The organism is Vulgatibacter incomptus (genome assembly GCF_001263175.1).
Classification (GTDB): Bacteria; Myxococcota; Myxococcia; order Myxococcales; family Vulgatibacteraceae; genus Vulgatibacter; species Vulgatibacter incomptus.
Genome location: NZ_CP012332.1, coordinates 3,080,927 through 3,093,362 on the forward strand (window position 1 = coordinate 3,080,927; position 12,436 = coordinate 3,093,362).

13 protein-coding genes are annotated in these 12,436 nt (G+C 71.4%); 1 reads left to right on the forward strand and 12 read right to left on the reverse strand.

Annotation, left to right across the window (positions count from 1 at the left end; translation table 11 throughout):
• Positions 1-4: 4 nt before the first annotated feature.
• The gene (locus tag AKJ08_RS12790; protein ID WP_169788818.1) at positions 5-1,456 is read right to left on the reverse strand and encodes a HEAT repeat domain-containing protein; all 1,452 of its coding nucleotides are present in this window, start codon (positions 1,454-1,456) and stop codon (positions 5-7) included.
• 199 nt (positions 1,457-1,655) lie between these two features.
• Positions 1,656-1,976, reverse strand: coding sequence for a hypothetical protein (locus AKJ08_RS12795; RefSeq protein ID WP_157370657.1), 321 nt, complete (start codon positions 1,974-1,976; stop codon positions 1,656-1,658).
• 151 nt (positions 1,977-2,127) lie between these two features.
• On the opposite strand from AKJ08_RS12795, the gene AKJ08_RS12800 reads away from it, so the two are divergent.
• On the forward strand, positions 2,128-3,525 hold the full coding sequence (locus AKJ08_RS12800) for a PilZ domain-containing protein (RefSeq protein WP_050726423.1): 1,398 nt from the start codon (positions 2,128-2,130) through the stop codon (positions 3,523-3,525).
• Here AKJ08_RS12800 and AKJ08_RS12805 read toward each other — a convergent pair.
• From AKJ08_RS12805 to AKJ08_RS12850, 10 genes are all read right to left on the reverse strand, one after another.
• Positions 3,522-3,956 (reverse strand): rhodanese-like domain-containing protein, encoded by a 435-nt coding sequence (locus AKJ08_RS12805; protein WP_050726424.1) that lies wholly within the window; start codon positions 3,954-3,956, stop codon positions 3,522-3,524. The genes AKJ08_RS12800 and AKJ08_RS12805 overlap by 4 nt on opposite strands.
• Positions 3,934-5,721, reverse strand: a complete 1,788-nt coding sequence (gene ptsP, locus AKJ08_RS12810) for a phosphoenolpyruvate--protein phosphotransferase (protein ID WP_050726425.1) — start codon at positions 5,719-5,721, stop codon at positions 3,934-3,936. The genes AKJ08_RS12805 and ptsP overlap by 23 nt, the downstream gene beginning before the upstream one ends.
• Before the next feature lie 20 nt (positions 5,722-5,741).
• Positions 5,742-6,020 carry an HPr family phosphocarrier protein gene (locus tag AKJ08_RS12815; RefSeq protein WP_050726426.1) on the reverse strand — a complete coding sequence of 93 codons (279 nt, stop codon included), beginning with the start codon at positions 6,018-6,020 and terminating at the stop codon, positions 5,742-5,744.
• 9 nt (positions 6,021-6,029) lie between these two features.
• The gene (locus AKJ08_RS12820; protein ID WP_050726427.1) at positions 6,030-6,836 is read right to left on the reverse strand and encodes a PTS system mannose/fructose/sorbose family transporter subunit IID; all 807 of its coding nucleotides are present in this window, start codon (positions 6,834-6,836) and stop codon (positions 6,030-6,032) included.
• A complete protein-coding gene (locus AKJ08_RS12825; protein WP_050726428.1) occupies positions 6,833-7,537 on the reverse strand; it encodes a PTS sugar transporter subunit IIC in 705 nt (234 codons plus the stop codon). The genes AKJ08_RS12820 and AKJ08_RS12825 overlap by 4 nt, the downstream gene beginning before the upstream one ends.
• Positions 7,534-8,022, reverse strand: a complete 489-nt coding sequence (locus tag AKJ08_RS12830; RefSeq protein ID WP_050726429.1) for a PTS sugar transporter subunit IIB — start codon at positions 8,020-8,022, stop codon at positions 7,534-7,536. The genes AKJ08_RS12825 and AKJ08_RS12830 overlap by 4 nt, the downstream gene beginning before the upstream one ends.
• Entirely contained in the window at positions 8,019-8,441 is a 423-nt protein-coding gene (locus tag AKJ08_RS12835; RefSeq protein ID WP_050726430.1) for a PTS sugar transporter subunit IIA, read from the reverse strand. The genes AKJ08_RS12830 and AKJ08_RS12835 overlap by 4 nt, the downstream gene beginning before the upstream one ends.
• A 66-nt stretch (positions 8,442-8,507) precedes the next feature.
• Positions 8,508-9,386 (reverse strand): RNase adapter RapZ, encoded by an 879-nt coding sequence (rapZ, locus tag AKJ08_RS12840; protein WP_050726431.1) that lies wholly within the window; start codon positions 9,384-9,386, stop codon positions 8,508-8,510.
• Positions 9,383-10,348, reverse strand: coding sequence for an HPr(Ser) kinase/phosphatase (hprK, locus tag AKJ08_RS12845; RefSeq protein WP_050726432.1), 966 nt, complete (start codon positions 10,346-10,348; stop codon positions 9,383-9,385). Before hprK ends, rapZ begins: the two co-directional genes overlap by 4 nt.
• 90 nt (positions 10,349-10,438) lie before the next feature.
• On the reverse strand, positions 10,439-12,415 hold the full coding sequence (locus AKJ08_RS12850; protein ID WP_050726433.1) for a response regulator: 1,977 nt from the start codon (positions 12,413-12,415) through the stop codon (positions 10,439-10,441).
• Between the last annotated feature and the right edge of the window lie 21 nt (positions 12,416-12,436).

Genomic DNA, 12,436 nt, shown 5'->3' on the forward strand with positions numbered 1-12,436 from the left:
GTTCCTAGGGGAGGAAGAGCTTCCTGCCACGGCGCACGATCCGCCCCGCGGCGAGGTGCTCCTCGATCACCGGGACGAGCGCCAGGGGTGAGTAACCCAGCTCGGCGGCGAGCGCCGAGTCCTCCATGCCGCGAAGGGCCGCCAGGAGCAGGGCCTCGATCGCGTCGAAGGCCGGCTCGTCTCCGCCCGCGGGGGAGGCAGGTTCGCCTTCGAACTCCGCCTCGAGCGCGGCTCCGCTTTCGTACGCGGCTGCGGTCTCGAGCGCGCCAGCCGCATCGCGCGCAGCTTCCGGCGCAGGTACAACATCCGCCTCGAGCGCGGCCTCAACCTCGAGCGCGACGTCGGCCTCAGGCGCAGCTGAAGCCTCAGGCACAGCTGAAGCCTCGAGCGCGCCTTCCGCCTCGAACGCGGCCTCGGCCTCGGCCTCGAGCACGGTTTCCGGCTCGATTGCACCTGCCGTCTCGACGACGTCTTCGGCGTCGCGCGAGCCTTCTGCCGCGAGCGCCACTTCGATCTCCGCGGGCTCCGCGTCGAGCGCTCCGCTCCGAAGCTCCTGCGCCGCCGACGAAGCGGCCATCGCGGCCTCGTACGCGAGAATGTCCGCGAGGCCCGCGGCATCGGCGAGGTCCGCGACAACGCTCGCGACCTCCTCGTCGGCGAGGATCCCCGCGTCCGATCCGCCCCTGGCGAAGCTCGACGCTGCGATCTCCTCGCGAGCGGTCAGGACGCCCTCCGGCGCGAGCCGCCAAAGGTTCGCCGCCACACGGGCGCGAAGGCGGGCCGCAGCCCTCCCCCGCTGCAGCTCCGGCAGCTCGGCGATCCCGGCGGCGTCCGGACCGAAGAGCTGCTCGGCCGACGCGCTCGCCGCGGAACGGACCGTCTCCTCGACATCCAGCAGCGAATCGATGAGCGCCAGCGCGGCGTCGGGATCCCGCGTGGACCCGAGCGCGATCGCGGCGAGCCTCCTCCCCTGCTTGTCCTCGTCCGAGAGGAGCGGCGCGAGAATGGGCCCCGGATCGATCCCGCGAGCCGACGCGGCGCCAAGCGCCGCCCTGCGGCGAACCCGGGGATCGGGGTCGTCGATCGCGTCGAGGAGCACGATCTCGAGCGCCCGCGGATCGTCGCCGGAGAGGCGCACCGCGGCGTCCACGGCCGCCGCGCGGATCGAAGCGTCCGGATCGCGCTGGAGACCCCGCACGGTGTCGAAGGCCAGGGCGCCACCTGCGCGGCCCAGGAGCTCGACCAACGCCGCGCGCGTCCGCACGTTCACCGAGCCGAGGACGTTCGCGATCGCCGGCACGGCCAGCTCGCCGGCGACCTCGACCAGCCGGGCCGCCGATCGGACACGGAACGCTTCGGGGCCGTCCGAGAGCTCCGCCGCGAGCCGCTCCGCCAGCGCGCGCTCCGCCGCCGAAGACAACGTGACAAATGCGCCATCACCGAGAGCGAGAGGCATCTCGGGCACGGTCGCCGTGGGCGTGACTGCTTCCACAAGTGTACCGGTGCGCCGTTCCATCGAGACAGCTCATCCCCGCAAGATCGGCAACGCCCGCCTTCTCCACATCTGGTCGAGGGCGGGCGAAGCGTCTACGAAGGGAACCTACACGACGAGGATCCCTACGTCCAGGCATGCGGAGCCGGGGTTCTCGCCGGGATCAGTGCCGGACCTCGACGAGGTCGAAGAAGAGATCCACCTCCTCCTCGCAGTGCTCGCACTCGCAGCGCAAAACACGCACACTTCCGGTGGGCGTGCTGCGGCTGCCCTCTCCCAGGAGGTGGAGCGATCCACCGCAGCCGCAGCGTGCCTTCGACGCGACCTCGTCGAGCTCGCGGAAGGAGCGGATCCGCAGCGGACGGTCGGCGCTCCTGCCCGGCGCCGATGCAGCGGCCCGACGTCGAGACGAGCGCCGCGCCGAGCGCGCCGCCATCGCGCCCATCGCGAGGACCAACGCGACTCCAAGGATCCATCCCGTCACGCTCTGCCCTCCACAGGGCTGCAGCTGGACATGACCGGCTCCTCCGGGCGTCCGTGAGGGGCCTGCTCGTAGGTCAAACCCCTACATTCACCCATATGTCTGGAAATTCTCATAGACTCACTTGGACATGGTAACGTGTCGGGTCGAATCGATGGAACCCTCCCCTTCGCTCTCCCCCGCCGTCCTCGTATGCGGCGCAGTCGCTTGGCGTATCGACCAGCTCGAGAGCGCCCTGGAGCGAATCCGCGCCAGCCTCCCGGCGGACGCGCTGTACCGGATCACCCTGGGCCATCGCCCGCGCGAGGATCTCCTCGTCCTCGTGCTCGAGCCCGGCAGCTCCACCAACCCGCGCTTCGCGGCCATCGCCCTGGAAGCCGCAGGGCTCGGCGGCCTCCGGGCCCTCGACATCGCGGCGTCGGTGAAACCGGACGCGATCCGGGAGCGCGCGCTCAAGGGCTGCGACCCGGTGCTGGAGGTCGACGATCCCAAGCAGACCGTGGCGAAGCTCCGCGCGGCGCTCGGGCGGGGCCCTTCCGCTTCCACCGGACGGACCGAGAAAGCCACCGTCCGATTCGACTCGGCCGAATCCTTCCTCGAGGCTTGGACGCGTGAGCTCTCCAACGGAACGATCTTCGTGCCCTGCACGGGCCGGGCGCCCGAGCCGTCGGCTTCCGTGGCGCTGGAGCTCATGGTCCCGGGCGATCCGGCACCGGTACGCGCCCTCGGGACCGTGCTCCGCCGTCGGGACGGCGGCTTCGAGGCGCGGGTGGCGCTGGCCGACGCGGCTCGCTCCCGGCTGGAGTCCTCGGTGAAGCGGCTTTGCGCTGGGGAATCCAAGGAGCTGCGGCACGAAGGCCGCCTGCCCATCCGCCTCCCGGCTCGGCTCTCGCTCGCCGGCGGCAACGTCGTCGCGGCCTGGACCCGAGACCTCTCCCGCGGCGGCGCCTTCGTACAGATCGAAGCGCCTCCGGCGCTGGGCACCGCCGTCGAAGTCTCGATCGAGCTGCCGGGTGGCGAGTTGCTCCGCGCGCCGTCCCAGGTCGTGCGGGTGGTGGGACCGGCAGAGGCGAGCGCTCGCGGGAGGCCTGCGGGATGCGGCCTCTCCTTCGGCGAGCTCTCGCCCGGCGACCGGGAGAAACTCGAGGCCTTCGTGGACGCGACCGAGCTCCGCCCCAACGCCCGCGTGCTCCTCGTGGACGACGTCGCGCTCTTCCGCAGGATCCTGGGAGACGAGCTCGCCTCTCGCGGCTGCGAGGTGCTCGAGGCCGAAAACGGCGCGGACGCCTTCGACCGGCTGGTAGACGAGCTCTTCACGCTGGACCTGCTGATCCTCGACCTCGTGCTCCCCAACACCTCGGGTGTCGAGCTCCTTCACCGGATTCGCCAGCTGGGCGGCGAATCCGACCTGAAGATCGCGGTGGTCGCCGGCAGCGTCGACAACCCTGGAGTGCGGAGCCGAATCCTCGCCGCGGGCGCGAACGAGGTCCTCCCGAAGTCGCTCCCCGCACCCGAGATCGCGGATCGCCTGTTGGGGCTGCTCCGGTCCTAACGCGAGGGGAGCTTGGACCGGACCGCTTCCCACGAGCGCTGCGGCGGCTGGCCCACCTCGCAAGGGAGGCCGGAGTCCTGCCAGCCCTTCTCGATCACCTGCCCCGCCGCGTCGCGGGCGCCGCCGAAGCCGGTGCGGCACTCCACGAGGTCCTCGCGGCCCGTGGCCTCGAGGAGCTGCGCCGCCTTCAGGGAGCGGTTCCCCCCGGCGCAGCCCAGGACGATCTTCGACTCCGGCGGAAACGCGGTTTCGAACGCCTCGATGAAGAGGGGGTTCGGCGTCATCCCCGCGGCGGAGCGGTGCATGAACGGGATGTTCACCGCCCCCGCCGGATGACAGGCCTCGAACTCCGCCTCGCTGCGTACGTCGACGTAGGTGTAGCCCTGCTGCAAGAGGTCGTTCGCTTCTTCAGGCGAGATCCGCTTCGGCATCCGTGTCTCCTCCGAGGAGCTGTCCGTAGCGCTCCTCCATGGTCGTGCGGACATATCGTTCGATGTCGTCCGCGGTGTCGAGGGCCATCGCCGCCTGGAGCAGCTCCCGACCATCACTAATCGTGCTCGCTCGTATCACACGTCTGACGAGGGGGATCGCCGACGCCGCCATCGAGAGCTCGTCGACCCCGAGGCCGAGCAGCATCAGCGTGTACTGCGCCTCGCCCGCCATCTCGCCGCAGACCGACACCGGGATCCCGCGGGCGTGGCCGGCGTCGACGACGAGCTGCATCATCCGCAGGATCGAGAGGTGGAGCGGCTGGTAGAGGTAGGCCACCTCGCGGTTCTGGCGATCGATCGCCAGCGAATACTGGATCAGGTCGTTTGTCCCGATGCTGAGGAAATCCACCTCCGCGGCGATCCGATCCGCGAGGAGCGCGGCGGACGGGACCTCGATCATCGCCCCCACCTCCGGCTGCGCCGTGGGGATCCCCTCCGCGCGAAGCTCCTCCCGCGCCGCCTCGAGCGCGGCCCTGGCGGCGCGGAGCTCGATCATGCCGGAGACCAGCGGAAAGAGGACGCGGACGGGGCCGTGGACCGAGGCCCTGAGGATCGCGCGAAGCTGCGTGCGGAAGACCTCCGGATTCCGCCTGCACAAGCGCAGGGCCCGAAGGCCCAGGGCGGGGTTCGGCTCGCTCCGCCGCAGCCGGTCCATCGGCATCTTGTCGGCGCCGAGGTCCACGGTGCGGATCGTGACGGGCCGCCCCTCCATCTGGATCACGAGGTTCCGGTAGACCTCGTAATGCTCGTCCTCGCTCGGCAGGTCGGTGCGGCCGAGGTAGAGGAACTCGGTGCGGAAGAGGCCGATGCCACTCGCGCCCGCCCGCGCCACGCCGGGGATCTCGATCTCGAACTCGAGGTTCGCGTTGAGCCTCACGACGCTGCCGTCGAGGGTGCGCGAGGGCAGCGTCCGCTCCCGCTCGAAGGCCTGCTCGGTGCGGGCGAAGCGCGCCTTCGCCTCGGCGAAGCGGACGAGCTGGTGGGGCTCCGGCCGGAGCGCGACCGTGCCCCGCTCGCCGTCGAGGGCGATCTCGTCGCCAGCCGCGGCGAGCTCGCTGGCCCGCACCGCGCCCATGACCGCGGGGATCCCCCGCGCGTGGGCGACGATCGCCGTATGGGAGGTCTTGGCGCCGCGGTCCGTGACGAGGCCGAGGATCCGCCCGGGCTGCAGGAGCACTGCAGCGTCCGCGGGCGAAAGATCTCGGGCCACGAGCACGACGCCGGTCGGGATCTCCTCGGCGGCGTCGGGGATTCGGCCCATCAGGTTCCGCACCACCCGGTCGGCGACGAAGGTCACGTCGTGGCGCCGCTCCCGGAAGTACTCGTCCCCCAGCCGTCCGAAGGCGCTCCGCAGCTTCCGCGCACAGCGGCGGATCGCCCACTCGGCGTTCATCTGCTCGTCGCGGACGAGCTTCTTCGCCGCCCCCCCGAACTCGGGGTCCTGGAGCATGAGCCGGTGGGCCTCGAGGATCAGCGCGTGCTCGGGGCCCTCGCCTGCCTCCACGCGGCGCTTCATCTCGAGGAGCTGCCGGTCCGCCAGCGCCAGCGCAGCCTCGAGGCGCTCGAGCTCGGACTCCGCCTCACCGGGCGCGAGGGGCCTTCGCGGCGTGCGGACGCGCCCGCGGTCGAGCAGGTAGGCGGGCCCGACCGCGATGCCGGCGGAGGCACCGATTCCGGTCAGGACGATTGGGGCACGGTTGCTCAAGGCTCGGGTCCCATCCTACCTCACCCCGTATCCTCGCCGAAGCCGCTCTCGATCAACGCGCCGATCGCCTCCATGGCCTCGGCGCCGTCGGCTCCGTCGGTCCGGACCGCCACCGTCGACCCTTGCGCGGCGGCGAGCATCAGCACGCCCATGATGCTCTTCGCGTTCGCGTTCTGGCCGTTCCGAGACACGGAGATCTCCGACTGGAACCGATTCGCCGTCTGCACCAGACGAGCGGCGGCGCGGGCGTGGAGCCCCAGGCGATTGACGATGGTGAACGTGCGCTCCAAAGCTTCCATCGTTCCTCTCTAAGCCCAGACGAGGGCCAGCACGATCCCGACCGCGACCGCGATCCATCCTGCCGCGACGGAACCGCGCCTCGCGAGCAACCACCAGGCGGCGGCCCACGCGACGATCGACGCGCCCAGGAGCAGCGCGAAGCTCGCGTTTCCCGCGCCATGATGCCCGGTCGCGAAGGCGATGGGCACGAAGGCGGCTGCGACACCGCCCAACACCGCCACGGCCACGCGAAGCCTCGCGCCCCAGCGGAGGAGACCGATTCGCCGCAGCACCTCCACCACCTCCCCCTCGCGCCGGTAGCCCTCGACGAAGAGGCGTACACGAAGAGCGAAGTGGGGCAGGTCGTAGAGGCCCAGGAAGATCGCGACGGCCCACAGGCCCGTCCAGGGGCTCGAGAGCGCCGCCACGAGTCCCGCGAGCGGCCGCAGCGAGAGCCAGAAGAAGGAGTCTCCCACGGCGGCGAGGGGAAACATCAGCGCCTGCCTGAAGCGCTCCAGCTCCTCCACCGGCTCCTCGCCCCTCGCGATCCGCTCCTCGTGGCGGAGCACGCCGCCCAGGATCGCGGCGGAGAGGTAGGGGTGGGTGTTGAAGAACGCGACGTGGCGCTTCACCGCCTCGGTGCGGGCCTCGCCCTCGGGATGGAGCCACGCGAGGGCCGGCCAGAGGGCGTGGGCCATCCCCAGGCTCTGCATCCCCCTTGGATTCCACGACGCCTGGAGGAGGAGGCTGCGCAGGAAGACGCGCAACCGGATCCGCCCGGGGAGCGCGCTCCTCGCCGCCAGGCCCGCGTGGGATCGGTGGGCGATGAGGCTCATGGGTGCCTCCCGCTCATCGCCAACGCGACGACGACCGCGCACGTTGCGCCGAGGCCCGCCATCCAGAGGCCCCCGGGAATCCTGGCCACCCGGACGGAGGCCGCGCCTCCGACCGCCCAGAGGAGGAGCCATCCGTAGCCCAGGCCCTCGTCGAGCCATAGGGGGAGCGAGCGGTGGATCAGGGCCACCAGCGGGCCCCCCGCCGCCGCGGCGACGGCCGCCAGGACCGCCGCGCCGACGAAGGGGCGCCACAAGCCCTTCAGGTGTTCCTCGACCGCGCGGTCGGGACGGCCTTCTTCGAGCCAGCGCTCCGCCCTCGCCTGCGCCTTCTCGTTCGATCGCTCATCGAGGCGCTCCAGCCGCCGCGCCACGATCGCCACCGGCGCGAAGAGCGCGAAGGCGAGGCAGGCGATGCTCGCGTCGAAGCCGGCGGATCCCGCGCTGACCCCCGCCGCCACGATCGCCAACGAGGCGGCGGTCTCGTGCTGCGGCAACGAGGCGCCGAGGTTCGCGGCGCCGATCCAGAGCAGCTCGAGCGGCGCTCCGATCATCAGCCCAGCCTGCGCATCGCCGAGGATCCAGCCGAGCAGCGGCCCGACCACGATCGGCCGGCTCGCCTGCGCCTGCAGGAAGGCCTTTCGATCGAGGCTCACGAGACCGCCGACCACCGCAGCGGCGATGATCGGCAGCGGGCCGCTCACCGGTGCGCCGCCTCGAGCCGCGCCTCGAGCTCCCGGAGGGAGGCCCGGTGATCCGTCGGGACCGCACGAGCTTCGACCTCGATCCCCTTGCCGGCCATCTCCTCCAGGAGGGCGAGCTCGGCCTCCGAGAGGAAGACCGAGGGGGAGACCGGCTTCCGACCTGCAGCGAAGTGGACGTTGCCGAGGTTCACGTGGGCCACCTCCGCGCCCCTCGCGAGCGCCTCCACCGCTCCCTCCACGTCTCGGACGAGCACGAGCACCCGCTTCGGCCCTCGCGAGAGCGCCTTCCAATCGACCTCGTCGAAGCGGAGGATCTCCGAGGTGACGAGGGGCGGAAGCGCCAGCGACATCGCCGCCTGCATGAGCGGCGACGCCGCCGCGGCGTCGTCCACGACCACCACCTGCTCGGCACGAAGGTGGGGGATCCAGGTGGAGACCACCTGGCCGTGGATCATCCGGTTGTCGACGCGGAGCAGGGAGATCATGGCTTTCCGACCTGGCCGATCCCTCGCAGGCGATCGCTGGCGAAGACCACATTCGCGCGGCCGAACTCGACGAGCTCCGCCGCGACGTCCCTGGCAGACTTTCCCGCCGAGCGGCTGGTCGCGACCTTGAGCAGCATCGGCAGGTTGACGCCGGCCACGACCTCGAGCCTCCCGGCCTCCATGAGGGAGAGGCCGCAGGTGGAGGGCGTGCCGCCGAAGACGTCCACGAGGACCACGACGCCCTCGCCCTGGTCCACGCGCTCCACCGCGTCCAGGATCTTCCGCCTGCCGGTATCGAGGCCCTCGTGCGGGAGCAGGTTCACGATCGCGAGATCCGCGAGCGTGCCCACGATTCCTTCCGCTGCGGTGACCAGCGCCTCGGCCATGCGCCCGTGCCCCGCGACCACGATCCCGACCATGGTGGCTTTTGCCTCCGGCTTCGCGCGACTTATATATGCCTTCCGACCGACGTGGAAGGAACCCGGTCAGTCCTTCTCCACGTCCCGATCCCAGACGCGCACCAGGGTCTCGGTGCCGGAGAGGCCCTCGGCGAGGGCCCGGGCGAAGGCGACGGAGCGGTGCTTCCCGCCGGTGCACCCGATCGCGACGGTGAGGTAGCTCTTTCCCTCCCGCCTGTAGTGCGGGAGGAGGAACTGCACCATCCCGCGGACATGGGTCAGGAAGGCCTGCGCCTCTTCCCTCTCCATCACGTAGGCGGCGACGTCGGGCTCGCGCCCGGTGCGCTCGCGCATGCCGGCCACGAAATAGGGGTTCGGCAGGAAGCGAACGTCGACCACCAGATCGGCCTGCGGCGGCAGCCCGTACCGGTAGCCGAAGGAGGTCACGGTGACGTTGAGGAGGCCGTCCACGTGCTCGCCGAAGCGGCTCTGGATCATCCGCTTCAGCTCGTGGACCGTCACGCTGGTGGTGTCGATCACCTCGTCCGCCATCGCGCGCAGGTGGCGGATCAGCTTTCGCTCCTCCGCGATCCCGTCGGGGACGGTGCCCTCCGGGGAGATCGGGTGGCGCCGGCGCGTCTCGGAGAAGCGGCGGATCAGCGCGTCGTCCGCGGCGTCCAGGAAGAGGACCTCGACCTGGAGGCCGTCGCGGCGAAGTCCCTCGATCGCCTGGGGCGTGTCCGCGAGGAAGCGGCCTTCGCGGGCGTCGACCACGACCGCGACCTGCGGCATGTTCCCCGCGTAGCGGGCGAGCTCCATCAGCTTCCCGAGGAGGGGCACCGGGAGGTTGTCGATGCAGAAGAAGCCCACGTCCTCCAGCGCGCGAATCGCCGTGGACTTTCCGCTCCCGCTCATCCCCGTGATCAACACGATGCGCGGCGAGCTGCTCGAAACGTCCGGAGTCATTCGACCTCGTCTCCCAAACCGCGGCTCGGGCGCACCTGCGCGATCTCGCGGTTGAGCTGTGCCTGGAACTCGCGCGCGGAGTGATAGCCCTGGAACTTCAGGAGCTGGTTCCGGGCCGCGACCTCGATGATCGTCGCCATGTTCCGCCCCGGCCTCACCGGGACCGTGAGCTTCGGGATCTCGACGTCGAGGATGGTGTGGTGACGATCCTCGATCCCGAGCCGGTCGTACTCCATCCCGGGATCCCACTCCACCAGCTCGACCACCATCTCGATCTTCTTCCGCTCGCGGATTGACGCGATGCCGAAGAGATCCTTGATGTTGATGATGCCGAGGCCGCGGATCTCCATGTGGTGCTTGATGATCGCCGAGCCGGATCCGTAGACCGAGTCGAGCTTCTTGCGCTTGATCTCGACGATGTCGTCGGCGACGAGCCGGTGGCCGCGCATCACGAGATCGAGGGCCGCCTCGCTCTTGCCGATCCCGCTCTTCCCGAGGAGGAGGATCCCCACCCCGAAGACGTCGAGGAGCGCGCCGTGCACCGAGGTCTGCGCGGTGAGCGCCTCGGCGAGCACGTCCTGCACCTTCACGATGAAGGTCGAGGAGAGGAGCGTGGTCACCATCAGCGGGCAGCCGTGCCGCTCCGCCGCCTCCACCATGCAGGCGGGCACCGGCAGGCCCTTGGTCACCACCAGGCAGGCGAGGGTCTGCGAGAAGAAGCCCTCGGCGATCTCGTCCTGCCGGGCGGGCGGGAGGGTGCCGAAGTACTCCAGCTCGGTGTTGCCGAAGACCTCGATCCGCTCCGGGTGGATGTGCTTGAAGAAGCCGGCGAGGACCAGGCCGTGCTTCTGCACCCGATCGTGCGTGATCCTCCGCTCCAGGCCCGCGCGGCCGGCGACCAACGAAAGCTTCAGCTCCTCGCCGCTCTCCTCGAGCAGGCGCGCGACCTTGATCGAGCTCACGCCGCCTCGTGGCACGATTCGGGAGGCAGCGTCAAGCGCATCGCCGGCTCGCGCAGCGCCCCGATCGTTCGCCGATGTAGGCGCTGGTACTCAGCGGGAACCGGCGGCCTTCGCCGGCGCGTCGCCAGCGAGGGCCGTCGCGAGCCTCGCGTCCACGGTCTCGAGCAGCGACTCGGCGCCGGAGGCGGTCTCCGGGAAGGAGACCAGGCTCGCGACCGGCGTGGCCTGGTAGCCCGGCAGGCGCGGCTCGGCGGAGCGGAGCTCGGCGAGCTGGCGATCGACCAGGCGCTCGGCATCCGCGCGGGTGACGGAGTGGAGGAGGACCGCGATCCGATCCGGGCCGACGCGAGCGACCACGTCGCTGTCCCGGAACGCCGCGCGGATCCGGGCGGCGAAGGCCGCGAGGACCTCGTCTGCCGCGAGCGAGCCCTGGGACTCCCGGAGCGCGCCGAGGTCTGCGTCGAAGCCGGCTATGGCCAGGGTCCGCCCTTCGCGCCGCGCGAGGGAGACGGCGTTCTCGCAGGCGCGGAGCAAGGTGGGGAGGTCGACCAGGCCCGTGAGCGGATCGCGCCCGCGAGAGGCCTCGTCGCCCTGGCGCAGGGAGAGCTGCCCCATCACCGCGGCGGCGAGCTCGTCCGGGAGGAAGGGGTTGGCGAGGACCACCGCTGCTCCCGCCTCGACGAGGGCCGCGCGGCCCTCGCCTGCCCCCGCGATCGCGAGGACGGGCGTCCATCGGGTGTGCAGGTCGGCTCGGATCACGCGCAGGAGGTCGGCGCCCTCGGCGAAGGAGCCGACGTCGAGGATGAACAGCTCCGGAGGCCGGCGCTCCACGGCCGCGAAGAGCTCGGCGGCGGTGGCGGCGGGCTCTGCGGCGACCCCGTGGGGCGCGAGGCTCTCGGCCACGAGGGAGAGGGTGGCGCGGTTGGAGCCCGCGACGACGATCCGGGTCCCCAGCCGAGGCCTGGCGTACTCGGTGGCGACACGGAAGAGCCCCTGGAGGTCGGGAGGCCTGGCGACGATGCCCACCGCGCCGGCGCGGATCGCCTCGAGCCGCGCGTCGAGGGAGGAATCGCGGGAGACGACCACCACGGGGCCGATCCCGGCGCCGCGGAGCCGCGAGCAGATCTCGATCCGCCCCTCGTCGAGGCCCACGATCACCACGTCGGGCCGCTCGTCGATCGCGGTGCGCAGCGCCTCGTCGGGAGCGCTGCAGATCCGCAGCGACTCGTCGGCGCCGAAGGCCGCAGCGGCCTCCTCGCTCTCGATCAGCAGGACCTTCGGGCGCCAGCCCCTGCCCCGCCGGCCCATGACCGGCGTGGCGCCGGCGGCGGCGCGGACCTTCGCCCCGAGGGCCGAGACCAGGCCATCGAGCTTGGCCCTGCCCGCGCCCGGCGCAAGCAGGCCCGGGCCCGCGGCGACGATCAGATCCTCGATCGCGCCCCCGAGCCGGGAGATCTCCGGAAAGCCGTACGAGGCCCCGGAGCCGCGAAACCGATGGGCCGAGAGCCTCAGCGAGCGGAGGGCCTCCTCGTCGCCGCTCCCGCCCAGGGAGTGGAAGGCAGCGTGCATCGACGCCGCCTGCTCGCGAGAAGCGGAGAGATAATCGGCCAGGAGCGCGGCCCGCTGCTCCTCGGAGGGAAAGAGGTCCTCGTCATCCTCTCCGTCCACGTCGACGAGGGTCTCGTCGTCCTGGGCCGCGGCAGCCGGGCCGAGGAGCTGCCGGAGCGTGTTCAGGAGCTGGTCGGCCACCAGGGGCTTGTGGAGCACCGCGTCGACGCCGCACTCGTTGATCAGGAGCCGATAGCTCTTCAGGTCCCGGTAGAACGCCGTGACGAAGACGATCGGGAGCTCCGCGGCGGCGTGCGTGGACCGGAGCCGGCGCGCCACGTCCTCCCCCCGCATCCCGGGGAGGAGGCCGTCGAGGATCACCAGGGCAGGCTTCTCGGCGGCGATCCGCCGGAGGCCCTCCTCGCCGGAGCGGACGGCGACGAGCGTGCGACCGACCGACGTGACGGCCCCCGCTACGAGTGGGTGGAAGTTGACGTCGTCATCGATCAGCAGGACCACACCGGACTCGTGCCGCACGTC

Bases quoted from the DNA above. Each gene is read 5' to 3' on its own strand.
- AKJ08_RS12815 (WP_050726426.1), bottom strand. From the start codon at position 6,020: ATGGAAGCTTTGGAGCGCACGTTCACCATCGTCAATCGCCTGGGGCTC.
- AKJ08_RS12830 (WP_050726429.1), bottom strand. From the start codon at position 8,022: ATGATCTCCCTGCTCCGCGTCGACAACCGGATGATCCACGGCCAGGTG.
- AKJ08_RS12800 (WP_050726423.1), top strand. From the start codon at position 2,128: ATGGAACCCTCCCCTTCGCTCTCCCCCGCCGTCCTCGTATGCGGCGCA.
- rapZ (WP_050726431.1), bottom strand. From the start codon at position 9,386: ATGACTCCGGACGTTTCGAGCAGCTCGCCGCGCATCGTGTTGATCACG.
- AKJ08_RS12805 (WP_050726424.1), bottom strand. From the start codon at position 3,956: ATGCCGAAGCGGATCTCGCCTGAAGAAGCGAACGACCTCTTGCAGCAG.
- AKJ08_RS12820 (WP_050726427.1), bottom strand. From the start codon at position 6,836: ATGAGCCTCATCGCCCACCGATCCCACGCGGGCCTGGCGGCGAGGAGC.
- AKJ08_RS12835 (WP_050726430.1), bottom strand. From the start codon at position 8,441: ATGGTCGGGATCGTGGTCGCGGGGCACGGGCGCATGGCCGAGGCGCTG.
- AKJ08_RS12790 (WP_169788818.1), bottom strand. From the start codon at position 1,456: ATGCCTCTCGCTCTCGGTGATGGCGCATTTGTCACGTTGTCTTCGGCG.